The sequence below is a fragment of the Aquamicrobium lusatiense genome (assembly GCF_014201615.1).
Classification (GTDB): Bacteria; Pseudomonadota; Alphaproteobacteria; order Rhizobiales; family Rhizobiaceae; genus Mesorhizobium; species Mesorhizobium lusatiense.
Genome location: NZ_JACHEU010000001.1, coordinates 1,482,892 through 1,506,161, shown reverse-complemented (window position 1 = coordinate 1,506,161; position 23,270 = coordinate 1,482,892). Strand labels below are relative to the sequence as shown.

At 63.1% G+C, this 23,270-nt stretch carries 28 protein-coding genes; 16 read left to right on the top strand and 12 right to left on the bottom strand.

The window, feature by feature from the left end; translation table 11 throughout:
* Nucleotides 1–29: 29 nt before the first annotated feature.
* The 5 genes from HNR59_RS07195 (at nt 30) to HNR59_RS07175 (ending at nt 4,784) form a co-directional block, all read left to right on the top strand.
* Nucleotides 30–956 carry an ABC transporter ATP-binding protein gene (locus tag HNR59_RS07195; RefSeq protein WP_183827923.1) on the top strand — a complete coding sequence of 309 codons (927 nt, stop codon included), beginning with the start codon at nt 30–32 and terminating at the stop codon, nt 954–956.
* Nucleotides 953–1,714, top strand: a complete 762-nt coding sequence (locus tag HNR59_RS07190) for an ABC transporter permease (protein ID WP_183827920.1) — start codon at nt 953–955, stop codon at nt 1,712–1,714. Before HNR59_RS07195 ends, HNR59_RS07190 begins: the two co-directional genes overlap by 4 nt.
* Before the next feature lie 84 nt (nt 1,715–1,798).
* Nucleotides 1,799–2,530, top strand: a complete 732-nt coding sequence (locus HNR59_RS07185) for a phosphatase PAP2 family protein (RefSeq protein ID WP_183827917.1) — start codon at nt 1,799–1,801, stop codon at nt 2,528–2,530.
* Nucleotides 2,531–2,589: 59 nt separating this feature from the next.
* Nucleotides 2,590–2,838, top strand: a complete 249-nt coding sequence (locus HNR59_RS07180) for a helix-turn-helix domain-containing protein (RefSeq protein WP_183827914.1) — start codon at nt 2,590–2,592, stop codon at nt 2,836–2,838.
* 203 nt (nt 2,839–3,041) lie between these two features.
* Complete coding sequence (locus tag HNR59_RS07175) at nt 3,042–4,784, top strand: SulP family inorganic anion transporter (RefSeq protein WP_183827911.1); 1,743 nt, start codon at nt 3,042–3,044, stop codon at nt 4,782–4,784.
* 22 nt (nt 4,785–4,806) lie between these two features.
* On the opposite strand, the gene HNR59_RS07170 is transcribed toward HNR59_RS07175, so the two are convergent.
* Nucleotides 4,807–5,280 carry a CYTH domain-containing protein gene (locus HNR59_RS07170; RefSeq protein ID WP_183831421.1) on the bottom strand — a complete coding sequence of 158 codons (474 nt, stop codon included), beginning with the start codon at nt 5,278–5,280 and terminating at the stop codon, nt 4,807–4,809.
* Between the two features lie 139 nt (nt 5,281–5,419).
* Between HNR59_RS07170 and mbfA the strand changes: the two genes are divergently transcribed.
* From mbfA to HNR59_RS20900, 3 genes are all read left to right on the top strand, one after another.
* Nucleotides 5,420–6,403 (top strand): iron exporter MbfA, encoded by a 984-nt coding sequence (gene mbfA / locus HNR59_RS07165; protein ID WP_183827908.1) that lies wholly within the window; start codon nt 5,420–5,422, stop codon nt 6,401–6,403.
* A 249-nt stretch (nt 6,404–6,652) separates the two neighbouring features.
* Entirely contained in the window at nt 6,653–6,787 is a 135-nt protein-coding gene (locus HNR59_RS20905) for a hypothetical protein (protein WP_281379406.1), read from the top strand.
* On the top strand, nt 6,784–6,915 hold the full coding sequence (locus tag HNR59_RS20900) for a hypothetical protein (protein ID WP_281379405.1): 132 nt from the start codon (nt 6,784–6,786) through the stop codon (nt 6,913–6,915). Before HNR59_RS20905 ends, HNR59_RS20900 begins: the two co-directional genes overlap by 4 nt.
* A gap of 63 nt (nt 6,916–6,978) precedes the next feature.
* On the opposite strand, the gene cysK is transcribed toward HNR59_RS20900, so the two are convergent.
* Together cysK and HNR59_RS07155 are read right to left on the bottom strand one after the other, a co-directional pair.
* The gene (cysK, locus tag HNR59_RS07160) at nt 6,979–7,959 is read right to left on the bottom strand and encodes a cysteine synthase A (protein WP_183827905.1); all 981 of its coding nucleotides are present in this window, start codon (nt 7,957–7,959) and stop codon (nt 6,979–6,981) included.
* A 174-nt stretch (nt 7,960–8,133) separates the two neighbouring features.
* A complete protein-coding gene (locus HNR59_RS07155; protein ID WP_183827902.1) occupies nt 8,134–8,751 on the bottom strand; it encodes a LysE family translocator in 618 nt (205 codons plus the stop codon).
* 197 nt (nt 8,752–8,948) lie between these two features.
* On the opposite strand from HNR59_RS07155, the gene HNR59_RS07150 reads away from it, so the two are divergent.
* From HNR59_RS07150 to HNR59_RS07145, 3 genes are all read left to right on the top strand, one after another.
* Entirely contained in the window at nt 8,949–9,173 is a 225-nt protein-coding gene (locus HNR59_RS07150; protein WP_183827899.1) for an aa3-type cytochrome c oxidase subunit IV, read from the top strand.
* A 457-nt stretch (nt 9,174–9,630) separates the two neighbouring features.
* A complete protein-coding gene (locus tag HNR59_RS20895; RefSeq protein ID WP_281379404.1) occupies nt 9,631–9,756 on the top strand; it encodes a hypothetical protein in 126 nt (41 codons plus the stop codon).
* Complete coding sequence (locus tag HNR59_RS07145; RefSeq protein WP_183827896.1) at nt 9,753–10,316, top strand: hypothetical protein; 564 nt, start codon at nt 9,753–9,755, stop codon at nt 10,314–10,316. The genes HNR59_RS20895 and HNR59_RS07145 overlap by 4 nt, the downstream gene beginning before the upstream one ends.
* Before the next feature lie 158 nt (nt 10,317–10,474).
* Here HNR59_RS07145 and epmA read toward each other — a convergent pair whose 3' ends face one another.
* Nucleotides 10,475–11,530 carry an EF-P lysine aminoacylase EpmA gene (epmA, locus tag HNR59_RS07140; RefSeq protein WP_183827893.1) on the bottom strand — a complete coding sequence of 352 codons (1,056 nt, stop codon included), beginning with the start codon at nt 11,528–11,530 and terminating at the stop codon, nt 10,475–10,477.
* Between the two features lie 123 nt (nt 11,531–11,653).
* Here epmA and efp point away from each other — a divergent pair, with 123 nt between their 5' ends.
* The gene (gene efp, locus HNR59_RS07135) at nt 11,654–12,220 is read left to right on the top strand and encodes an elongation factor P (protein WP_183827889.1); all 567 of its coding nucleotides are present in this window, start codon (nt 11,654–11,656) and stop codon (nt 12,218–12,220) included.
* Nucleotides 12,221–12,250: 30 nt separating this feature from the next.
* Nucleotides 12,251–13,021 (top strand): transporter substrate-binding domain-containing protein, encoded by a 771-nt coding sequence (locus HNR59_RS07130; protein ID WP_183827886.1) that lies wholly within the window; start codon nt 12,251–12,253, stop codon nt 13,019–13,021.
* Nucleotides 13,022–13,113: 92 nt separating this feature from the next.
* Here the strand turns inward: HNR59_RS07130 and gyrB are convergent, their stop codons facing one another.
* Both gyrB and HNR59_RS07120 read right to left on the bottom strand, forming a co-directional pair.
* Entirely contained in the window at nt 13,114–15,591 is a 2,478-nt protein-coding gene (gene gyrB, locus HNR59_RS07125) for a DNA topoisomerase (ATP-hydrolyzing) subunit B (protein WP_183827883.1), read from the bottom strand.
* Between the two features lie 195 nt (nt 15,592–15,786).
* Complete coding sequence (locus HNR59_RS07120) at nt 15,787–16,374, bottom strand: NADPH-dependent FMN reductase (RefSeq protein ID WP_183827880.1); 588 nt, start codon at nt 16,372–16,374, stop codon at nt 15,787–15,789.
* Nucleotides 16,375–16,661: 287 nt separating this feature from the next.
* On the opposite strand from HNR59_RS07120, the gene HNR59_RS07115 reads away from it, so the two are divergent.
* Nucleotides 16,662–18,041: a cytochrome P450 gene (locus HNR59_RS07115; RefSeq protein WP_183827877.1), complete on the top strand. Its 1,380-nt coding sequence runs from the start codon at nt 16,662–16,664 to the stop codon at nt 18,039–18,041.
* Complete coding sequence (locus HNR59_RS07110) at nt 18,038–18,316, top strand: acylphosphatase (protein WP_343060711.1); 279 nt, start codon at nt 18,038–18,040, stop codon at nt 18,314–18,316. Before HNR59_RS07115 ends, HNR59_RS07110 begins: the two co-directional genes overlap by 4 nt.
* A 196-nt stretch (nt 18,317–18,512) precedes the next feature.
* Here HNR59_RS07110 and HNR59_RS07105 read toward each other — a convergent pair whose 3' ends face one another.
* Together HNR59_RS07105 and rsmI are read right to left on the bottom strand one after the other, a co-directional pair.
* Nucleotides 18,513–18,917, bottom strand: coding sequence for a YraN family protein (locus HNR59_RS07105; protein WP_183827871.1), 405 nt, complete (start codon nt 18,915–18,917; stop codon nt 18,513–18,515).
* Complete coding sequence (gene rsmI / locus HNR59_RS07100; RefSeq protein WP_183827869.1) at nt 18,910–19,812, bottom strand: 16S rRNA (cytidine(1402)-2'-O)-methyltransferase; 903 nt, start codon at nt 19,810–19,812, stop codon at nt 18,910–18,912. The genes HNR59_RS07105 and rsmI overlap by 8 nt, the downstream gene beginning before the upstream one ends.
* A 98-nt stretch (nt 19,813–19,910) precedes the next feature.
* Here rsmI and HNR59_RS07095 point away from each other — a divergent pair, with 98 nt between their 5' ends.
* On the top strand, nt 19,911–20,375 hold the full coding sequence (locus tag HNR59_RS07095) for a GNAT family N-acetyltransferase (RefSeq protein WP_183827866.1): 465 nt from the start codon (nt 19,911–19,913) through the stop codon (nt 20,373–20,375).
* Between the two features lie 12 nt (nt 20,376–20,387).
* Here HNR59_RS07095 and HNR59_RS07090 read toward each other — a convergent pair whose 3' ends face one another.
* From HNR59_RS07090 to HNR59_RS07075, 4 genes are all read right to left on the bottom strand, one after another.
* Nucleotides 20,388–20,822: an EamA family transporter gene (locus HNR59_RS07090; RefSeq protein ID WP_183827863.1), complete on the bottom strand. Its 435-nt coding sequence runs from the start codon at nt 20,820–20,822 to the stop codon at nt 20,388–20,390.
* A 231-nt stretch (nt 20,823–21,053) separates the two neighbouring features.
* Entirely contained in the window at nt 21,054–22,211 is a 1,158-nt protein-coding gene (hemW, locus tag HNR59_RS07085; protein WP_183827860.1) for a radical SAM family heme chaperone HemW, read from the bottom strand.
* Complete coding sequence (rdgB, locus tag HNR59_RS07080) at nt 22,208–22,852, bottom strand: RdgB/HAM1 family non-canonical purine NTP pyrophosphatase (protein WP_183827857.1); 645 nt, start codon at nt 22,850–22,852, stop codon at nt 22,208–22,210. The genes hemW and rdgB overlap by 4 nt, the downstream gene beginning before the upstream one ends.
* A complete protein-coding gene (locus tag HNR59_RS07075; protein ID WP_183827854.1) occupies nt 22,852–23,262 on the bottom strand; it encodes a VOC family protein in 411 nt (136 codons plus the stop codon). Before HNR59_RS07075 ends, rdgB begins: the two co-directional genes overlap by 1 nt.
* Between the last annotated feature and the right edge of the window lie 8 nt (nt 23,263–23,270).

The window sequence follows — 23,270 nt, the reverse complement described above, 5'->3', positions numbered from 1 at the left end:
GAAAAAATTTCCAGTCCGAAGCGATCTTCATGCAGCCAGCCATATCCATATCCGGCGTGTCGAAAACCTATGCCAGCGGCTTCAGCGCCCTGAAGCATATCGATCTCGACATCAGGCATGGCGAGATCTTCGCGCTTCTCGGCCCCAACGGCGCCGGCAAGACGACGCTGATCTCGATCGTGTGCGGCATCGTCAACCGCAGTTCCGGCACTGTGACAGTAGAAGGAGCCGACATAGACCGCGACTATCGCACGGCCCGTTCGCTGATCGGGCTGGTGCCGCAGGAGCTGACCGTGGAGTCGTTCGAGACCGTGCGCTCCGCCCTCACCTTCAGCCGCGGGCTGTTCGGCAAGCCGCCGAACCCGGCGCTGATCGAGAAGATTCTGAAAGACCTGTCGCTTTGGGACAAACGCGACGCCAAGATCATCACCCTTTCGGGCGGCATGAAGCGGCGCGTGATGATCGGCAAGGCGCTGGCGCACGAGCCGCGGATCCTGTTTCTCGACGAGCCGACCGCCGGCGTCGATGTGGAGTTGCGGCAGGACATGTGGGCGATGGTGCGCCGTTTGCGCGAAAGCGGTGTGACCATCATCCTGACCACGCATTATATCGAGGAGGCCGAGGAGATGGCCGACCGCGTCGGCGTCATCAACCACGGCGAAATCGTGCTGGTCGAGGACAAGGCAGAGCTGATGCGCAAGCTCGGCCGCAAGCAGTTGCGGCTGGAATTGCGCCAGCCGCTCGGCGCGGTGCCCGAGGCGCTGGCCGGCTATGAGTTGGAACTATCGGCCGATGGTGGCGCACTCACCTACACCTACGACAACCAGAGCGAACGGCCCGGCGTCGCCTCGTTGCTGCGCGACCTCGAAATTGCAGGCATCGCTTTCCGCGATCTCGACACGGTCAACAGCTCGCTTGAAGAAATCTTCGTCAATCTGGTCAGGAAGGCGTCATGAACCATCACGCAATCTGGGCCATCTATCGCGTGGAGATGGCGCGCACCGTGCGCACTCTCATGCAGAGCGTCATTTCTCCGGTCATCTCGACCTCGCTCTATTTCGTCGTCTTCGGCGCGGCCATCGGCTCGCGCATCGACCAGATCGACGGCGTCAGCTACGGCGCCTTCATCGTGCCGGGGCTGATCATGCTGTCGCTGCTCACGCAGTCGATCTCCAACGCATCCTTCGGCATCTATTTCCCGAAATTCGTCGGCACCATCTACGAGCTCCTGTCGGCGCCGGTCTCCTATCTGGAAATCGTCATTGCCTATGTCGGGGCGGCGGCGACCAAATCGGCAGCCATCGGCCTGATCATACTGGCGACATCGTCGCTGTTCGTGCCGCTGCATATTGAACATCCGTTCTGGATACTCGCCTTCCTCATCCTCACGGCCGTGACGTTCTCGCTGTTCGGCTTCATCATCGGCATCTGGGCCGGCACGTTCGAGCAGTTGCAGCTCGTGCCGCTGCTGATCGTCACGCCGCTCACCTTCCTCGGCGGCTCTTTCTACTCGATCGACATGCTGCCCGGCATCTGGCGCACCATCACGCTGTTCAATCCGGTGGTCTATCTGGTGAGCGGCTTCCGCTGGGCCTTCTTCGGCAAGGCAGACGTCTCGCTGGGCTTGAGCCTCGGCATGACGCTGGCGTTCCTGTTCGCCTGCGTGGCCGTCATCGCATGGATCTTCAGGACAGGCTATCGCCTGAGGACATAGTGGACGATTCCCGCCCACACCCTTGACCGCCGGCACCACTTTCGGAAACAAACCGGCAAAGAAGATGCACAGGGAAAAGTCAGGATGAAGCCGATCACCGCCCTCATCGGACGGATCGAACTGCCCATGCTGCTGGCCGGCGTCATCGTCGCGGGCGGCTTGTGGGGTTTCCTGGAACTGATGGAGATCGCCACGGACCGGGCCCCCCACGCCCTGGACAGCGAAATCCTGCTGTGGTTCCGCGTCGAGGGACACCCAGACGTGCCGATCGGCCCCACGTGGTTGCCCAAGATGGTGCGCGACATCACAGCCCTCGGCAGCGCCGCGGTGCTGACGCTCATAACGGCCGCGACCGCCCTCTACTTCTTCGTGGTGCGCCGGCCGGCGAGCGGACTGTTCGTCATCGCCGCCGTGGCGAGCGGGCAGATCGTCGCCACCTTGCTGAAGACCGGTATCGACCGTCCCCGCCCCGATGTGGTGCCGCATCTGATGCAGGAAAGCTCGCTGTCCTTCCCCAGCGGACATGCGATGATCTCGGCACTCGTCTATCTGACGCTTGGCGCACTGGCCAGCCAGACCGCACACAATCAGGCGACGCGTATCTACATCCTGTCGCTGGCGGTGTTCGTATCGCTGCTGGTCGGCATTTCGCGCCTCTATCTCGGCGTTCACTGGCCTTCGGACGTGATGGCCGGCTGGTGCGCCGGTTTCGCATGGGCCATGCTGTGGTGGATGGCGGCGCGGCTGATACAGCCGAACGGAGGCCCGGACACGGATTCTAGTGGTAAGGTTTCAAACATTCATAATGATGTTTGACACATCACAATGAAAGTATCATATATTCATATTGCAGATCCAGACGGGAGACTGTGCCGGTGATCACAGCAGCGCAGATGCGCGCCGCGCGAGCACTCGCCGGCATCGACCAGAAGACGCTTGCAGAGCGGGCCGGTGTTTCGCTTCCGACCATCCAGCGGATGGAAGCCAGCGATGGCGTGGTCCGGGGCGTGGTGGACACGCTGATGAAGGTGATTCAGGCGCTCGAAGAGGCCGGGGTCGAACTCATCGGCGAAAACCAGCCAAGCGAGCGCGGCGGACGGGGCGTGCGCCTGCGGACCCGCTAGGACCGTTCAGCGTTTCACGGAACCGCCGAACGGCTTCAGGTCTTGTTCTGGGGCATTTGCGAACGGGAAAGGTGTGTCCACTTTTCCCGGAGACGCTCTTGCCGCAGCCTTCCTGCGGATCGGCAAACAGGTCGCGACGGCGGCCGGCGATCATTCCGATGCCGACAGTGCCGCCACGCAACGGTGTGAGCGAAGGCCGAGACATGAAACAGCGCCGCAGATCGAGGCAGCGTCCCCAATCCAGCAACCCCTCCTTCCGGGAGCTTTTCACGCCGAAACTGGTGACCGTCCTGCGGGAAGGCTATCACCTTCCCCAGTTCAAAGCCGACGCCATCGCGGGCCTGACCGTCGCCATCGTGGCGCTGCCGCTTTCCATGGCGATCGCCATCGCTTCCGGCGTCGGTCCCGAAAAAGGCCTGTTCACGGCCATCGTCGGCGGTTTCCTCGTCTCGCTGCTCGGGGGCAGCAGGTTCCAGATCGGCGGTCCGGCCGGCGCCTTCATCGTTCTGGTGGCGTCCACGGCGGATCGCCACGGCGTCGACGGCCTCGTGCTGGCAACTATGATGTCGGGAGTGCTGCTGGCGGCGGCCGGGTGGCTCAGGCTCGGCACCTATATCAAGTTCATTCCGTATCCCGTCACCGTCGGCTTCACCGCCGGCATTGCCGTCATCATCTTCGCCAGCCAGCTGACCGACCTGTTCGGGCTCACGCTGACAGAAAAGGAGCCGGGCGACCTGATCCCCAAGCTGATGGCGCTTTTCAATGCCGCGCCGACCGTCAATGCCGGCGCGGTGGCGATCGCGGCGCTGACGATCGCCGTGATCGTCGGCCTGAAACGCTGGCGTCCGTCATGGCCGGGCATGCTGATTGCCGTCGCGCTCGCTTCGGTGGTCGCGGCCGGCCTCGATGTCGAGACCATCGGCACCCGCTTCGGCGGCATCCCCTCGATGCTGCCGAGCCCCACCCTGCCGGCGATGAGCGCGGAGAAAATTCTTGCCGTGCTGCCCGATGCGGTCGCCTTCACCCTGCTGGGCGCCATCGAATCGCTGCTTTCGGCCGTGGTGGCGGACGGCATGACCGGGCGGCGTCACCGCTCCAACTGCGAGCTTGTGGCGCAGGGCGCCGCCAATATCGGCTCGGCCCTGTTCGGCGGCATCTGCGTGACGGGCACCATCGCCCGCACCGCCACCAATGTGCGCGCCGGCGCGCATGGCCCGGTCTCGGGCATGCTGCATGCCGTGTTCCTGCTTGCCTTCATGCTGCTGGCGGCACCATTGGCCAGCTATATCCCGCTGGCGGCATTGGCCGGGGTGCTGGCCGTGGTGGCGTGGAACATGATCGAGCGGCCCGCCTTCCGCGCGCTGATCCGTTCCTCGCGGGGCGATGCGGCGGTGCTGCTCATCACGTTCGGGCTGGTGATCTTCCGCGACCTGACCACCGGCATCGTCGTCGGCTTCTCGCTCGGCGCGCTCATGTTCATCGACCGCATGGCCAAGTCGGTCGAGGTCGAGGCGGAAGCGCCCTTCATGGCGGAAGACCTTGCCGACACCGCCAATGGCGAGCGCGATGCCTATGATGCGGCAGCCGCCAGCGATCCCGATACCGTCGTCTACCGCATCTCGGGCGCATTCTTCTTCGGCGCGGCCTCAACAGTCGGCAGCGTGCTCGACCGGATCGCGGATCAGCCGAAAACCTTCATCCTCGACTGTTCCGGCATTCCGCTGGTGGATTCCACCGGCGCCAACGTGCTGGAAGGGGTCGCGCACAAGGCGGCCAGACAGGGCGTCCTGTTCTACATCGCCGGCGCGTCGCCACAGATGCGCAAGCTGCTTACCGCCCACGGCGTCAAGCCGCCACTGGTGCACTATCGCGCCACCGTCGCCTCGGCGAAGGCGCATGCCCGCGCGCAGGTCCGCCAGTCGCAGCCGGAGGCCGAGCCTGCCTGACGAACGGCAGGAAAGCCGCGCTTCAGGGTGTTTCGTGGGGAAAACCGTTCAGCGCCAGCGAGGCGTTGGAATAGCGGATCTCGCTCGTGATGTCGGGCCCGAGCCAGTCCGGCAATGCATCATTCTGCACCCTGTCCGGCGTCTCCAGCTCGGCTATGACAAGGCCGTCCAGATCGCCTGAAAAGACATCGACCTCATAGAGGTAACCGGCGTGGCGCACATGATGGCGGGTCTTGGTGATGACCTTGCCAAGGGCGAAGGCCTGCATTTCCCGCGCCTCGTCCAGCGGAATGTCATACTCGAACTCGTCGCGCACGTTCAGGTCGCTGCCGAATTTGAGCGTCAGCCGGGCCTTGTCCCCGTTCGAGATGCGCACGCGGATCGAACGCTCGGCGGTGACGGCCAGATAGCACTGGACGATGGTGATGCTGGCCTCTGACCTCGCCAGCCACGCATCGCTCTTCACCAGAAACTTTCGTTCGATTTCCTTGGCCATGCCCATCAGGTAGGCCATCGGGACGGCAAGCGCATCTGTTTTTTCCGCCGCCCTGCGACAGGACGGCACCCGGCAAGCCGTTGACTTCACCAACCTCGACACCTAATTTAGAATAATTCTAAAGTAGATCGAGATCATCATGCTTTCCCGTGTTTTCGGCTTCGGCCGCCGCTCCTTCGAGTCCCTGTCCGAGCAGGAAATCCTGGCACTTGCCATATCGTCGGAGGAGGACGACGCGCGCATCTACCGGGCCTATGCCGACGGGCTGGAGGAGGACTTTCCGCATTCGGCAAAGATATTCGAGGCCATGGCCGAGGAGGAGGACCGGCACCGCGCCGCGCTGATCGATCTGCACCGCAAGCGCTTCGGCGAGCGCATACCGCTGATCCGGCGCGAACATGTGAAAGGATACTATGAGCGCAGGCCCGACTGGCTGGTGCGGCCGCTGGGCATCGACAAGGTGCGCGCCCGTGCCGAAGACATGGAGCGGCAGGCCTTCGCCTTCTACACCGAAGCCATGAAGCGCACCACCGATGCCTCGACGCGCAAGCTGCTCGGCGACCTTGCCGCGGCGGAACAGAGCCACGAAGGGCTGGCGCACCGGCTTGAAGAACGGCATGTGCCGGGCGCCGTCCGCAACGAGGAGGCTGAAACCGAGCGGCGGCGGTTCATCCTCACCTATGTGCAGCCGGGTCTTGCCGGACTTATGGACGGCTCGGTGTCGACGCTCGCCCCGATCTTCGCCGCAGCCTTTGCCACGCATGATACGTGGCAGACCTTCCTCGTCGGCCTCGCCGCCTCGCTGGGCGCCGGCATCTCGATGGGCTTCACCGAAGCGGCTTCGGATGACGGCAGGCTTTCCGGCCGCGGCTCGCCGGTGAAGCGCGGCTTCGCCTCGGGCCTCATGACAGCGCTGGGCGGCCTTGGCCATGCCCTGCCCTATCTGATCCCGGATTTCTGGACGGCAACCACCGTGGCGATCGTCATCGTCTTCTTCGAGCTGTGGGCGATTGCCTATATTCAGAAGCGCTACATGGAAACGCCGTTCCTGCGCGCAGCGTTTCAGGTCGTTGTGGGCGGCGGGCTGGTATTTGCAACCGGCGTTCTCATCGGCAACGCCTGAGCCTTAACCAAGACGGTTTTTCTTCGGGATCGGGCGAAACCGCCGCGACGGCGGGGTTGCGACATGCGGCCGGAAAGCAACAGTCGGCGGAGATCGGCACAGGGGCCAGAAAAGACCGCCAAACAGCCGCAATCCGGTCATGAAGCAGCGCGTTTTACGGGAAAAGTTAAGATCGCGTTCACCACCTATTCATGCTCAGTCGGTAGGGTGTCCGCACTTCGGAAAAACCGTCCGAAACGGAACAAAGACATGACGCTCGTGAACCTTATGCGCCGCCTTTTCGCAGCCATGCGCGAGATGATCGCGCCTTCATACAAACCCGAACGCCACTATATGCGCGGGCCCGGCCCCGCCACGTCCCGCCGCATGGGAAACAGGACATGACGGCCGGCACCATGACCGACAGAAGGTTTCCCGGTACAGCCGTCCGCAAGGGCGTGGACATGGCAGGGCGCGCAGCCCGCGCCACCACCTATCACGCGCCGCGCGCTGCGGATCTGCGCCGCCGCTGAGTTTCCGCATATCGAAATGAAGGAACGGCCCGCGCCTTCAAGGTACGGGCCGTTTTCGTTCGCTCAGCCGCCAAGGCCCTCGAACAGCACCGTCGACAGATAGCGCTCGGCGAAGGATGGGATGACGACCACAAGGGTCTTGCCTGCATTCTCAGGGCGCGAGCCGACCACGGTTGCCGCCTGAAGGGCAGCACCCGAGGAAATGCCGACCGGAACGCCTTCCAGCCGCGCCACCAGACGGGCGTTGGTGATGGCGTCTTCGTTGGAGACGGTGACGATCTCGTCATAGACGGCGGTATCAAGCACCTTCGGGGCAAAACCCGCGCCGATGCCCTGAATCTTGTGCGGACCCGGCGCGCCGCCGGAGAGAACCGGGGAAGCCTCAGGCTCGACGGCAATCACCTGCACGGAAGGCTTGTGCTGCTTGAGAACCTGCCCGACGCCGGTGATGGTGCCGCCGGTGCCGATGCCGGAAACGAAAATGTCGACCTCGCCATGGGTGTCATTCCAGATTTCCTCGGCAGTGGTATGGCGATGGATTTCGGGGTTGGCGGGGTTCTCGAACTGCTGGGGAATAACCGAATCGGGGATCGTGGCCGCCAGCTCGTCAGCCTTGGCGATGGCGCCCTTCATGCCCTTCGCGCCTTCGGTCAGCACCAGTTCGGCGCCGAGCAGGCTGAGCATCTTGCGGCGCTCGATCGACATGGTTTCCGGCATGGTCAGGATCAGGCGGTAGCCCTTGGCGGCAGCCGTGAAGGCAAGCGCGATGCCGGTGTTGCCGGAAGTCGGCTCAATCAGCGTGGTCTTGCCCGGCGCGATCCTGCCCTCAGCTTCCAGCGCCTCGATCATGGCTACACCGATACGGTCCTTGACGGAAGCGATCGGATTGAAAAACTCCAGCTTGGCGACGAGACGCGCCACGATGCCCTTCTCAGCCGCAAAACGGTCAAGGCGCACCAGCGGCGTGTCGCCGATGGTCTGGGTGATGGAATCGTAGATGCGGCCGCGGCCGGGAGCTTTGATGGAGGTTTCTGGCTTGGTCATGGAACTCGCTTTCGCACGGAATTGAGCTTTCTTGGCGGCTACCGCAACAGATAGGGTGCCATGCGCCAATATCCGAGCGGTTTTATTGCTCAGATAATCGCACCAAGGGAAACTTGTTCCGAATTTCAGATCAAACCGAGTATAAAAATCCAAACCCGTAAGATCGCGACATGCCTAGTGTCGGGCGGCGATCGCGGCCGCAGCGCCGACCATGAAGGTCGCGGCAGTGCGGTTGAGCATCTTGAGCGCGCGCGGCGAGGACAGGAACCAGCGCGCCCGCGAAGCCAGAACCAGATAGGGCATCAGCGAGATGGTCAGGACGACAGCCGTGATCACCACAAGGATCGCGTAGTCGGATGGCGTAATGCTTTTCAGGTCGATGACCGTCGGCGTGATCGCCAGATAGAACACCATCGTCTTGGGGTTGCCGAGTGTCAGCGTCAGGCCTCCGAGAAAACTCGAAAACAGCCCGCCGCGCGCCTTGCCGGCCTCGACATTTTCCGGGGTGATGCCTTCGCGCCAGAAGCGCCAACCGAGCCAAGCGAGATAAAGGACTCCGAACCATTTGATGGCCGTGAACACCATGCCGAACTGCTGGGCGACGAATGCCAGCCCCAGAACGGCCGCCGTCAGATAGAACAGGTCGCCAAGGAGCAGGCCGAGCAGCATGGCGAAGGAGGAGCGAAAGCCGGAGCCGAGCGCCCTTGCCACAAGCGCGGTTACACCGGGCCCGGGGATGACCGCCGCAATGCCGAGAGCCGCACTGTAGGCAAGGAAAGTTGCGGGCGTCATGGAAATGTCCGTGAATGTCTCAAGAATGGATGGTCGCTTCTTGCATGTCGCCGCTGCGGGCGAAAATACCTGTACAGGCCTTTGATTGCGCCAGCCAGAGAAAGATTGGCTGCTCAGGCGGTGCGGCAACAGCGCCATTGCCCTGAGGCGCTCTTTTCGCTATGTGCGCTTGAGATGATTTAGGAGGGGTATTTCCTATGGCTGAACATTTGCCCGCGGGTCCTGTCGAACTCGGCGCTCAGATGGATTATTCCGAGCACGAAAAAACCTACAGGATGTTCACTGCCCTGACCAAATACTGCACCCTCGCCTGCGTTGCCATTCTGGTGGCCATGGCGTTCGGCTTCTTTGCAGGCGGCGCCGTCTCAGGTCTCATTGTTTTCATTCTGACCTTCGTGGTCGGCGCCTATCTGCTGCGCTGATTGCCTGTGCGGACCCTCGGAGCGCGATGCACGAGGGTCATCGCCTATGTCGATGAGGCTGCCTGAGGCCAAAAAGGATTTCGCCCGACGCAGGGTGAAGAATGCCTGATCAGCCCTGATTTCGGCGCTGTCGCCCGATCCGGTGCGGAACAGGCTTCCATATCGCCGCAGCGCGTTTGATGAAGCCTCTCGGGCATCAGCCATCCCACCGCCGGCGAGAACAGCATCGACAAAGATTTTGACATTCGCTGCCCCTAAAAAGCGGGGGAGCACCTGATGTCTGGTTTGCAAATCATCCCCGATCAGATTTTAGTGCTGTGATGCGTCCTATGGTGCACGATCTCAGCTTTTCCGCAGCGACATGCAATGTAGCGTGGACGCTTCCCGGAAGGATTGGCGACCTGCGTGTTCCATAGCGCTTTCTTCGCGCTGGCGACTTTCACCGGCACTGTATAGCTTGGCCGGCAATGCCATCACTCTGGTGATCGTGGGCCGCGCATGGCTTGCCGCCATCAACGGGTTCGGCGATTTCCCCGCCATCCAGTCTGTAGTGGCCGGGCTCAGGAAAAAGGACGGACGATGAGACCTCTTGTAAAACTGCTCCTGCCTGTTGTTGCAGCCATTTCCATCCTCAGTTCCGCTGCTTTTTCCACGCCGGCAGACGCCCGTCCGCTGACCGATGCGGAAAAGGACAAGCTGCAGCAGACCGTCGAGACCTTCGACAAGGCCATGCGCGACGAGGATTATGAGCAAGTTGCCAACACCATTCCGCCGCGCGTGATGGAATTCATTGCAAAGCAGGCCGGCCTTGAGGTCGATGCGCTACGCACCGTGGTCATCCAGCAGATGGAGGTCGCACTTGCCGCCGTCACGCTGGAAGATTTCGGCATGGATATGAAGGCGCTGAAAGAAGCCGAGCTTGCCAATGGCGACCCCTATGCGCTGATTCCGACCGAAACCGTCATGACTTCGGAAGCCACCGGGACAATGCGGGTTCAGTCGGAAACGCTGGCGTTGCTGGACGAAGGCCAGTGGTATCTCGTGCGCGTCAACGACCTTCAGCAGGTTGCCATTCTTCGTCAGGTCTATCCGGCGTTTTCGGCGGTTGAGTTCTCCGGCGGCAAGGTGGAAGCCTCGGAGTAGAAGTTCGCCGACCAGAAACGTTTGTCTGCTGCATCACCGTTATTCTGTTCAGTCTGTGCCCGCGCTGGCGGCGCGGCTCATTATGATTTGTGATCGCCAGACCCACGAGGCAAACAGCCCGGAGACCATACCGGGCCGTTTCGCGAAAACCGCCGCCATCAGCCCCAGCGTCCGGCCACCGGCGTCCAGATCACGTCCTCGATGCGGGCGGCCCCTGCCGCAAGCATCACCAGACGGTCGAAGCCCAGTGCTATGCCGCTGGCATCCGGCATGATCGCAAGGGCGGCCAGAAACTCCTCGTCGATAGGATAGCGCTCGCCGTAAATGCGCTCCTTCTCGTCCATGTCCGCCTCGAAACGCTTGCGCTGTTCGACCGGATCGGTGAGTTCGCCGAAGCCGTTGGCAAGCTCTACCCCGCAGCAATAAAGCTCGAAACGCTCCGCCACACGCGGATCGTGCGCAGCGGAACGGGCAAGTGCTGCCTCGACGATCGGGTATTCGCACAGCACGGTTGCCCGCCCCTGCCCCAGTTGCGGCTCCACGCATTCGACCATGACGCGACTGTAGAGATCGGACCATGTGTCGTCAGGCGCCGTGCGCAGGCCGGCCTGCACCAATGCCGCATGGAGCCCTTCGCGATCCGTACCGCCATCCGCCGCTACGGTCGCCAGAAGATCGATCCCGGCATGACGCTGAAAGGCTTCGGCAACGGTGACGCGCTCGGGCGCGGCATAAGGGTCGGCCTCGCGGTTGCGGAAGGCAAATTTCCGCACACCGGCCTGATCGGCAGCCAGCGCCAGAAGCCGCGCGCAATCGCCCATCAGGCTCTGATAGGTCTCGCCCACCCGATACCATTCGAGCATGGTGAATTCAGGATGATGCAGAGCCGAGCGCTCGCGGTTGCGATAGACCGGACCCATGGAGAAAATGCGCTGCTCTCCGGCAGCCAGCAGCTTCTTGCAGGCGAATTCCGGCGAGGTATGCAGATAAAATGGCTGCTCGCTTCCGTCCGGCCGGATTTCGGCAGTGGCGAAGGCCGAAAGATGCGTTTCGTTGCCGGGCGAGATCTGCAGGGCCGCCGCATCGACCTCGATGAAGTCCTGCGATGCGAAGAAACCGCGGATCGCTGCTGCAATGCGGTTGCGCAAAAGGAGGCGTGGCCGGCGGTCGGCATGGACATGCGGGGTCCACCAGGGAGAGGCTTCTACTGTCATTTTCGGATCGTCTTCAAGCTGATGTTTTTGAACCGGCTGGCGATTTGCGCACTTATAGTTTAAAGCGCGCACTATGGCTGCCACAGCCGTTTGGCCGCAACACGATTTTCAGGAAGAACACTAGTGAAGGTAATTGCCAGCTCCCTCCGTAAAGGCAATGTCGTCGACAAGGACGGCAAGCTCTACGTGATCCTGTCCGCCGAGAACATCCATCCCGGCAAGGGCACGCCCGTCACCCAGCTCGACATGCGCCGCATTTCCGACGGCGTGAAGGTGTCCGAGCGCTACCGCACCACCGAGCAGGTCGAGCGCGCCCATGTCGAGGACCGTGAGCACACCTTCCTTTATCAGGATGGCGAAGGCTTCCACTTCATGAACCCGGAAAGCTACGACCAGATCGCGGTGTCGGCGGACGTGGTCGGCGACGCCGCCCCCTATCTGCAGGAAGGCATGTCGGTCACGCTTTCCGTGCATGAGGGCGTCGGCATTGCACTGGAACTGCCCCAGCGCGCCGTTTACGAAGTGGTCGAGACCGAGCCGGTCACCAAGGGCCAGACGGCATCTTCCTCCTACAAGCCGGCGATCCTTTCGAACGGCGTGAAGTCGGCAGTGCCGCCGCACATCACCGTCGGCACCCGCATCGTCGTCATGACCGCCGACGGTTCCTACGTGGAACGCGCCAAGGACTGAGCGTTCGCCCCAACCATACGGGACGCAATCATGAAAACCGCGCTTGTCGCCGCAATCGCCCTCCTGCTGGCAGGAGGCGCGGCGCGCGCGGACGACCCTCCTTTGCGGATGGGCGTGGAGGGTGCCTACGCGCCCTTCAACGCGGTCGGACCGGACGGCAAGGTGCATGGCTTCGACATCGATTTCGGGGAAGAGCTGTGCAAGCGCCTGCACCGGCGCTGCGAATGGATGGTGGTGCAGTGGGACGGGCTGATCCCCGCCCTTCAGGCGGGTAAGTTCGACGTGCTGATGTCGTCGGTGACCATGACGCCGGAACGCCATCAGCAAGTACGCTTTTCAAAGCCCTACTATTTCTCCTATGGGCTGATGATAGCCCGCAAGGATCAGCAAGACCTGCAGTTTAGCCGCGAGGGCCTGGACGGACGCGCCATCGGCGTGCAGGCATCGACCACGCATGAGCACTGGCTGCGCGAGCGCTTCGGCACGGCCATCTCCATTCATGCCTATCCTTCCAGCGACGACATGTTTCTCGACTTCCAGAACGGCCGGCTGGATGCGGTGTTCGCCGAGTCTGTCGCCATGTTTCCGTGGATGGAGCGCAATGGCGGGATCGATGCCTATAAGCAGATCGGCCCCGACATCACCGACCCTGCGCTGGGCACGGAAATGGGCATCGCAGTCGCAAATGGCAACGATGCGCTCGGAAGCGAAATCGACAGGCTGATCGATGAGATCGTGGCCGACGGAACCTTCCGGAAGATCGAACGCAAATATTTCGAGACGTTGCGCCTCAGACCCTGAAGACGCCGGCTTCGGGCCACCGAAAAGAAAAGCCGCGCCGGAAAAAAATCCGGCGCGGCTTTTTCTATCTTTTTCTATAAAGTCCTGCCCGATCAGATGTCGAGATTGGCGACGCTCAGCGCGTTGTCCTGAATGAACTCGCGGCGCGGCTCGACCTCGTCGCCCATCAGGCGGGCGAACAACTCGTCGGCGCCCGACGCATCGTTGACCTTGACCTGCAGAAGCGAGCGGACATTCGGGTCCAGCGTGGTTTCCCAAAGCTGCTCGGCGTTCATTTCGCCCAGTCCCTTGTAACGCTGCATGGTGAGTCCGCGACGGCCAATCGCAAAGACGGCATCGAGAAGCGCCAGCGGCCCGGAGATCGTCTGGCTGCCTTCCTTGCGGCGCAGCACCGGCTGCTGGCTGTAAATCTCGCTCAGACGTGGCGCAAAGCGGTCGAGCTGGCGCGCGTCGGCCGAATTGATCAGCCCCATGTCGAGATGCACGATCTCGCGCACGCCGCGCACCGTGCGCTCGAACGAATAACCGCCCGGGCCCTCGTTGGAGCGGGAGGTGGTGCCTTTCCAGCCACGCTCCGTATCTTCCGAAATCATGTCGAGCCGCTCGGCGATGGCTTCGGCCATCGCGGTCGCCTGACCGAGATCGTTGAACAGCTCCGGATTAAGCCCGCCGGCGATCGCCGCCTGCTCCACAACCGAGTGGCTGTAGCGCGTGTGCAGACCATTGAGCAGCTGGCGCACGGCCAGAGCATCCTCGACAGCCGCCCGCAGATCCTGCCCGGTGCGCACTTCGCCGGAGCCCAGCGTGAGCGATGCATCCTCAAGACCGGTGCTGATGAGGTAGTCCTCGAAAGCCGCCTCATCCTTCAGATATTGCGAGCTCTTGCCGCGCGTCACCTTATAGAGCGGCGGCTGGGCGATGTAGAGGTGGCCGCGCTCGATCAGCTCCGGCATCTGGCGGAAGAAGAAGGTGAGCAGCAGCGTGCGGATATGAGCGCCGTCGACGTCGGCGTCGGTCATGATGATGATCTTGTGATAGCGCAGCTTGTCCGGGTTGAACTCGTCCTTGCCGATGGACGTGCCCAGCGCAGTGATCAGCGTGCCGATCATGTCGGACGACAGCATGCGGTCGAAGCGTGCGCGCTCGACATTGAGGATCTTGCCGCGCAGCGGCAGAATCGCCTGATTCTTGCGATCGCGTCCGCCCTTGGCGGAGCCGCCTGCCGAGTCACCCTCGACGATGAACAGTTCGGACTTGGCGGGATCGCGCTCCTGACAGTCTGCCAGCTTGCCCGGCAGGGAGGTGATGTCGAGAACGCCCTTGCGGCGCGTCAACTCGCGCGCCTTGCGTGCGGCCTCACGGGCGGCCGCGGCTTCCACCACCTTGCCGATGAGCACCTTCGCCTCGGCCGGATGCTCTTCCAGCCATGTGCCAAGCGCCTCGTTGACGAGGCTTTCCACTACGGGACGCACCTCGGAGGAAACCAGCTTGTCCTTAGTCTGCGAAGAGAACTTCGGATCAGGAACTTTCACCGAAAGTACCGCCGTCAGGCCTTCGCGGCAGTCGTCACCGGTCAGCGATACCTTCTCCTTCTTGGAGATGCCGGAATTATCGGCATAGCCGGTCACCTGACGGGTCAGGGCGCCACGGAAGCCGGCCAGATGGGTGCCGCCATCGCGCTGGGGAATGTTGTTGGTGAAGCACAGCACATTTTCGTGGTAGCTCTCGTTCCACCACATCGCCACCTCGACGGTGATGCCATCGCGCTCCGAACGGATGGCGATCGGCTTGTCGATCAGCGGCTTCTTGGCGCGGTCAAGATATTTGACGAATTCTTCCAGCCCGCCATCATAATGCAGTTCCTGACGCTTCACGTCGGCATGACGGTTGTCGGTCAGGATGATACGCACGCCGGAATTGAGGAAGGCCAGCTCACGCAGCCGGTGCTCCAGCGTGCCGTAATCGAAATCGATGACCCCCTTGAAGGTGTCCGGCGACGGCAGAAAGCTGACGGCGGTTCCGCTGCGGCCTTCATAGGTGCCGGGCTCGTTGGTGACTTCGTACTCACCCACCACGGCCAGCGGCGCATCCGCCACGCCATGCGAAAAGCTTACCTCATGAATCTTGCCGTTGCGGCGGATGCTGAGTTTCAGCCAGACCGACAGCGCGTTGACCACCGACACGCCCACACCATGCAGACCACCGGAAACCTTGTAGGAATTCTGGTCGAACTTTCCGCCGGCGTGAAGCTGGGTCATGATGACCTCGGCAGCAGAAACGCCCTCGGTCGGATGCAGATCGGTCGGAATGCCGCGACCGTTGTCGGCCACCGTGCAGGAACCATCCGGATTGAGCGTGACCGAAACCAGATCGGCGTGGCCGGCCAGCGCCTCGTCAATGGCGTTATCGACAGCCTCGTAGACCATATGGTGCAGGCCCGAGCCGTCATCGGTGTCGCCGATATACATGCCCGGCCGCTTGCGGACGGCATCCAACCCCTTCAAAACCTTGATGGAATCGGCACCGTACTCAGCCGGCGCGGCGGCCTGATTTTCGGTCGTATCGCTCATGAAATACTTTCGTCTCTCTGTCGCGGAGGCGGGTGCCCGAAAACATCGCGAATCGAATGCCCACCGATCCGCCAGATATAGGCGTTCCGGGCCTTTTTTCCAAGTTTTCCAAGGAGTTTGCCACTGAAAAACGACCCCGCCGGAGCATCTCCGGCGGGGTCGTCAGGGTAATGATGGATAAGACGTGCCTGCGTATCAGGCCGCGGCGGCGGCCTTCACCTGCGAACGAAGCGCCTTGAGCGCGCCTGCCCAGCGGTCCAGTTCGTCCAGCATGGTGGTTGCGCCGTTGGTGATCAGTTCGTTCGGCCTGAATTCACCGTCGGCCAGGAACTGCGGATAGCCCGGAACCGGCACGCCTTCGGGGATGGGCACGACCTTGAGGGCTGCCAGCAGCGGCTTGGCCGATTCCACGGCGCGCAGGCCACCGGAAACGCCGCCGTAGGAGAGGAAGCCGGCAGGCTTGTAGTTCCATTCGGTGGACAGATAGGTGATGGCGTTGAGCAGCGGCGCGGGAATGATCGAATTGTATTCCGGCGTCACGAACACATAGGCGTCGCCTTCGGCGATGGTCTGCGACCAGCGCTTTGTATGGGCGTTTTCGTACTGGCCGAGGCGCGGATGCTTCGGCTCGTCGAACAAGGGCAGATTGAACTCGGCGATGTCGACCAGAACCGGGTCGAACTTGCCATGCTGGCGGGCGAATTCAACGAACCAGTTCGCGAAGATCGGCCCCACGCGGCCCGGCCGCGTGCTGCCGACGATGATGTTGAGCTTGTGCGTCAATGTAGGAATCCCTGTGATCCGGAGCATTTCCAGTCGAAGCGAAGTCGCTTCGGCGTCGGACAATGCGGTAAAAACAAGAGACCCGCACATTTCCGGTGAGCGTCCGGCTCACCGGAAATGTGCGGGGTCACCAAAAGTGACCAGCGCCAGATGGGCCTTTTATGCGCCTGCGGCAAGAGATGATTTTTCCCGAACCGTTGATTTTCGAGGGTGACGGTGCGTTCACGATTCATGCACGATGGAGAATTGCTGTGGACGCAAGGGTGCGGCGAACCTAGATATCGGGCATGGCCACCGTGACGGAAGCAGTCCCTTTCCCCTTTGTGCCCCCGGCTCCGAAGCCGCGCACCAGCCCGCCTTCGACGCTGGAAATGATGCGGATCGTCTACCGCAATCCGCTCGAATTGTGGGGCGAGCCTTCCTACAACGAGCCGTGGATTTCGATCAGCGGCATCGGCGGGCCGCTGGTCATTGCCAACGATCCCGGCCTTATCCGCCACGTGCTGGTCGACAATGCGAAGAACTACAGGATGGCCACGGTGCGCCAGAAGGTTCTGCGGCCGATCCTGCGCGACGGGCTGCTGACCGCCGAGGGCGCGGTGTGGAAGCGGTCGCGCAAGGCGATGGCGCCGGTGTTCACGCCGCGCCACATATTCGGCTTCGCGGCCCCCATGCTTGCCTGCACCAACACCTTCGTGGAGCGCTACGAGCAGGGCGGCACGTTCGACATCGCCCACGACATGACGATGCTGACCTACGAGATCCTGGCCGAGACGCTGTTTTCCGGCGAAATCGCCGGCGAACCGGGCAGCTTCGCCCGCCAGATCGACCGCCTGTTCGAGACCATGGGCCGGGTCGATCCGCTCGACCTCTTACGCGCGCCGGACTGGCTGCCGCGCCTCACCCGCATCCGCGGCCGCCGCACCATGGCCTATTTCCGCCAGATCGTGGCCGACACCATGGCCTTGCGACGCGCGCGCATGGAGCGCGATGGCGACTGGGTGCCGAACGACTTCCTCACCCTTCTGCTGCGCGCCGAAGGGCCGGACGGGCTGACCCGCGCCGAGATCGAGGACAACATCATCACCTTCATCGGTGCCGGCCACGAGACCACGGCGCGGGCGCTGGGCTGGACGCTCTACTGCCTTGCCGAAGCGCCATGGGAGCGCGAGCGGATCGAGCAGGAGATCGACACGGTTCTGGCGCGCGAGCCCGATCCGGTAAAATGGCTGGACGCCATGCCGCTGACGCGCGCCGCCTTCGAGGAGGCGCTGCGGCTCTATCCTCCCGCGCCGTCCATCAACCGCGAGCCGATCGAGACCGACCACTACAAGGACCTTGAACTGCGCAAGGGCGCGCAGGTTCTGGTGATGCCGTGGACCGTGCACCGCCACCGCAAGCTCTGGGAAGCGCCGGATGCCTTCATGCCCGAGCGCTTCCACCCTGAAAACCGCGACCGCATCGACCGCTACCAGTATCTGCCGTTCGGAGCCGGGCCGCGCGTGTGCATCGGGGCGAGCTTCGCCATGCAGGAGGCGATCATCGCGCTGGCGGTCATGCTGTCGCGTTTTCGGTTCGAGACGGTTCCCGAAACGCGCCCATGGCCGGTGCAGAAGCTGACCACCCAGCCGCAGGGGGGCCTGCCGATGCGGGTGAGCCGGCGGTGAGCGCCCGCACGGTGACGGTGCGTGTCCGGGGCCGCGTGCAGGGCGTCGGCTTCCGCTACTGGACGCAGGAAGAGGCCGAACGGCTCGGCCTTGTCGGCTGGGTTCGCAATGAAGCGGACGGCTCCGTCAAGTCGCTGTTCAGCGGGGCGGACGAGGCCGTTGCCGAAATGCTGGAGCGACTGCGCCAGGGTCCGCGCGGTGCCGTGGTCAGTGATGTGGAGATTTTGCCGCCTGGGGTGCAGAACGTGCCGGCCGATTTTCGCATCCTGCGCTGACGACGCCTCATCCGACCGCCCCGCGGCCACCTTCTCCGTTAAAGGAAGAAGGGACCCCACATCAGCTATACCGCCAAGCCCCCCCTTAATTGCACAGGCGACCATGCAGCACTTTCCTTCTCCCCTTGCGGGAGAAGATGGACTGGCGCGCCATGCCAGAACGGATGATGGGTATTCAGGCAGGCGCTGCCTTCGGCTACCGCCCGTAAAATATATTCTCCACATGTACCGGCCAGCGCCATGGCAGCACGGCGACCATGTCGAAGCGCAGGGAAAACCGGCCATAGTCCGGCTGGCGCGACAGCCAGATGTCGGCGGCGGCTTCGATGCGGCGTTCTGACTGGCGCGCGATCGCCTCCATCGCATCGACCAGCGAGCGCCGCGCCTTGACCTCGACGATGAGCACCAGATCGCCGCGCCGCGCGATCAGGTCGATTTCGCCAAGCCGCGTGCGGTAACGGCGTTCCAGAATGCGGTAGCCCTTGATCATCAGCGCCAGCGCGGCCAGCCATTCGCTGTAATGGCCGCGCCGATAGGCGGCCTTGCGGCGATTGTCCTTGCGTCGATTGTCGTTGGGTCGGGGGGCCGGAGCGTCAGCCACCGCCGCCCTCCTTCAGGGCAAGAAGGCGACGGTAAAGCTCCTGCTTGGGCTGGCCGGTCATGCGGGCCGCTTCAGCGGCTGCCTTCGAAGCCGGCATTTCAGCCGCAAGGCCGATGAGAAGCGCATCCACATCGGCCGGCGCCGCATCCTCATCCGCAGCGGGACCGACGCAAATGACGACCTCCCCCTTCGGCGTGTCGGCGGCGGCATAGTGAGCCGCGAGTTCGCCAAGGGTTCCGTGGCGGGCTTCCTCGAAAGTCTTGGTCAGTTCACGGCATACCGCTGCCCGCCGTTCCGCCCCCAGCACCTGCGCCATCGCATCGAGCGTATCCGCCACGCGGCGCGGTGATTCGAAGAAGATCAGCGTCGCCGGCACCGCCTGCCACTGCTCCAGCCGCGTACGCTTCTGGCCTGCCTTGACCGGCAAAAAACCCGCGAACAGGAAGGCATCCGAAGGCAGGCCGGAGACGGTGAGGGCCGCGAGCGCCGCCGACGGTCCCGGTATGGGCACGACGCGCAGGCCGCGCTCCAATGCCTCGCCGACCAGCCGGTAGCCCGGATCGGAGACCAGCGGCGTGCCGGCATCGGAAATCAACGCGACGCTTTTGCCTTCCTCCAGCGCCGCCATCAGCCGGGGGCCTGCCTCAGCCGCGTTGTGCTCGTGATAGGCTGTCGTGCGGCGGCGGATGCCGTAGCGCTCCAGCAAAACGCGCGACACGCGCGTGTCCTCGCAGGCAAGCACATCGGCAGCCGCCAGCGTTTCCAGCGCTCGGATGGTGATGTCGGCCAGATTACCGATTGGCGTCGCCACCAGATAGAGCGCCGGCTCCAGCGGCCGGGCCGGAAATTCGGCCTGTCCGATCAGGAAGGAGCGTCTCGAAGTCCCGGAATCCATGCCATGTCCTTTTTCAGAAAGACGGTTTGGCATGGCTTGCGCGCCTTGCAAAGCCCGTGCCACAAGCCGCCACAACCAAAGCCCGCGGAAAGACATCCATGACAGCCTCCCTCCCCGCGATTTCCGATCTGCGCGATCAGCCGGAGTTTGCCGAAATCATCGCCGATCGCGTCTGGCAGGCATGGTGGCGCGAACAGGGCGTCGCCCTCTCCGAGATCGAGGCCATGGTGCACGAATGCATGGATGGACAGGACATCCCGCTTTCGCTGGTTGCCCATGAAGGTCCGGATTTCTACGGCTGCGCGCATCTGATCGCCAGCGACCTCGATGAGCGCCCGCAATACACGCCATGGGTTGCCGCCGTCTGGGTCGAGCCAAAGGCGCGCAAGGGCGGGCTCGGCGCGAAGCTCGTGCTCGCCGCCGTCGAGCAGGGGTTTTCGCGAGGTTTCGACACGGTCTATCTCTGTGCCGAACCACATCTGGCGTCCTTCTACGAAAAAATGGGATGGCGCTGCACCGAGAAACGCGTCGCCGACCTCAGCGTCTTCTCGATCTCGCGCTGAGCGGTTTTTCGCCTAACGATAGGCGACCAGAACGGCACCGGCCGCGATGAGCATGACACCCAGCCAGTTGGCGAGCGACAGGCGCTCGCCCAGAAAGATCACGCCGAACACGGCCACCAGAACGACGCTCAGCTTGTCGATGGGCGCGACCTGCGCCGCCTGCCCGAGCTTCAGGGCCCGGAAATAGCACAGCCACGAGGCGCCCGTCGCCAGACCCGACAGCGCGAGAAATATGTAGGTTCTGCCCGAAATGGAGCCGAGCGGCTGCGCCTGCCCGGTCGCCATGACGATCGCGGCGATGACCAGCAGGATGACCGCCGTACGGATCAGCGTGGCAAAGTCGGAATTGACGTTTTCAACGCCCACCTTGGCGAAGATGGCGGTAAGGGCCGCGAAACCGGCCGAAAGCAGCGCCCAGAACTGCCACGAGGAAAAGGAAAGGTTCATGCAATGCCCCGCCGGATTGTGGGCCGCCATACTGGATCGGCGGCCGGCGAAAGGAAAGTCTTCAGAGCTCCGGCGATACTCTATCGATAATTCAGATCGTCCTTTGTGCTTCCGTATGGACGCACAAAGGACGATCTGCAGCAGCGGGCGTTCTGACGAACGCTGCTCCGGCTTGTTTTCGTTGGCCGCATTTGTGCGACGTCAGACGATTCCGCCTGACTGCGAAATGCTCTACCGCGCCAGTTCCGCCACCAGCGAGTTCAGCACGATCATGCCGGAGGGCGTGGCGCGCAGGCCTGAATTGCCCACCGGGGCGACAAGTCCCTCCTCCTGCAAAATGGACAGCTGGCGGCGCGGCAGCGTGCGCCCTGACAGGGTCTCGAAGCGAGCGAGGTCGATGCCCTCGACCAGACGCAACCCCATCATCAGGAATTCGTCGGCCTCTTCCTCGCGGGTCAGCCGCTCGCCATCCACGGTGCCGTGGCCCTGCCGCTCCACCAGTTCCGCCCAAGTCTCGGGATGCCTTTCGGCGATGGTGACGATGCGCGTGCCGTCTTCCACGAAGCGGCCGTGCGCGCCGGGACCAATGCCGACATATTCGCCATAGCGCCAATAAACGAGGTTGTGCCGGCTTTCCGCTCCGGGGCGCGCGTGGTTCGACACCTCATAGGCCGGCAGGCCGCGCGCGGCGGTGACTTCCTGCGTGAGCTGATAGAGATCGGCGGCGAGATCGGGCACCGGCATCTCGAATTTGCGGGCCGCATGGAGCTTGTGGAAGGCGGTGCCTTCCTCGATGGTGAGCTGATAGAGCGACAGATGATCGGCGGCATGGCCGATCGCCTCGTTCAGTTCCGCCTCCCACGCCTCCGGTGTCTGGCCGGGCCGCGCATAGATGAGATCGAAGGACAGGCGCGGGAAGATCTCGCGCGCCAGCCTGATCGCATGGAGCGCCTCGGAAACGTCATGCAAACGGCCGAGGAAACGCAGATCGGCGTCATTGAGCGCCTGCACGCCCAGCGAGACGCGGTTGACGCCGGCTGCGCGATAGCCGCGAAAACGCTCCGCCTCGACCGAGGACGGATTGGCCTCCAGCGTCACCTCTATGCCGGCGGGAACCGTCCAGTTACGGGCGACCTCCCCCAATATCGCGTCCACGGTTGCTGGGTCCATCAGCGAGGGCGTGCCGCCGCCGATGAAGATCGACGTCACCTCGCGAGGGCCGGTGCGTGCCCGCATCGATGCCATTTCGGTGGCGAAGGCGCGCACGAAACGCTGCTGATCGACCTTCTGATGGCGCACATGGCTGTTGAAGTCGCAATAAGGGCACTTGGCCGCGCAGAACGGCCAGTGGAGGTAAACCCCGAAACCGGGAGAGCGATCCAGCGTCACGCCACTCCCAATCGTGCTCGGGCGAACTTCTGGAAGGCGCGAGCACGGTGCGACAGCGCGTCGGGCGCACCGGGCTTCCAGCCGTGCTTCTGCTCGGCACTCATCTCGCCGAAGGTCCTTTCATAGCCATCCGGCAGAAAGACCGGATCATAACCGAACCCCAGTTCGCCGCGCGGCGGCCACACCAGATGGCCTTCCACCTCGCCGCGATAATATTCCGCCTCGCCATCGGGAAAGGCAAGGCAGATCACGGCAACGAAACGGCCTGTGCGCTGCTGCGGCTCCACCGCGCCCGCCTTCTGCATGGCGGCTTCGGCCTTTTCCATGGCCATGCCGAAATCGCGCTTGCCATCCGGCTTTTCGGCCCAGTTGGCGGTGTAGACGCCCGGATCGCCGTCCAGCGCGTCGATGCACAGGCCGGAATCGTCTGAAAGAGCGGGCAGGCCGGTAGCACTGGCCGCCGCGAAAGCCTTGATATAGGCGTTTTCCTCGAAGGTGGTGCCCGTTTCATCCGGCTCGGGCAGACCGAATTCGCGCGCCGACTTCGCCTCGAAGCCGAAAGGCGCCATCAGGTCGGCAAATTCGCGCAGCTTGCCTTCATTATGGCTGGCGACGACGATCTTCTTGTCCAAAGGATGCATTACAGGCCCCAGATACGCGGTTCGGCGAATTCCAGCGAATTGCCGGAAGGGTCGCGGATATAGATGGAACGGCCACCTTGAGGCCACTCGAAATCGGCTTCGATGGCAATGCCCGCCGCTTCCAGCCGGCTCTTCCACGCGTCGATCTCATCGGCGCTGGCGGCAAAGCACAGATGCCCCTGCCCTGTCGTGCCGTGCGGCGGCACCGGCAGCCGCACATCGGGCGCGGGCGGCTCAATCGTCGCCCCGGCATTGAACAAAAGCACCACGCCCTGCCCGCAGCGGAAGAACACATGCCGCCCCTCCACCTTCGCAATCCGTTCCAGACCCAGCACGTCACCATAGAAAGCCTCGGCGGCAGCAAGATCGGTCACGTAGAGCGCAGATTCAAGGACGGCAGCGGGCTTCATGGCATCAG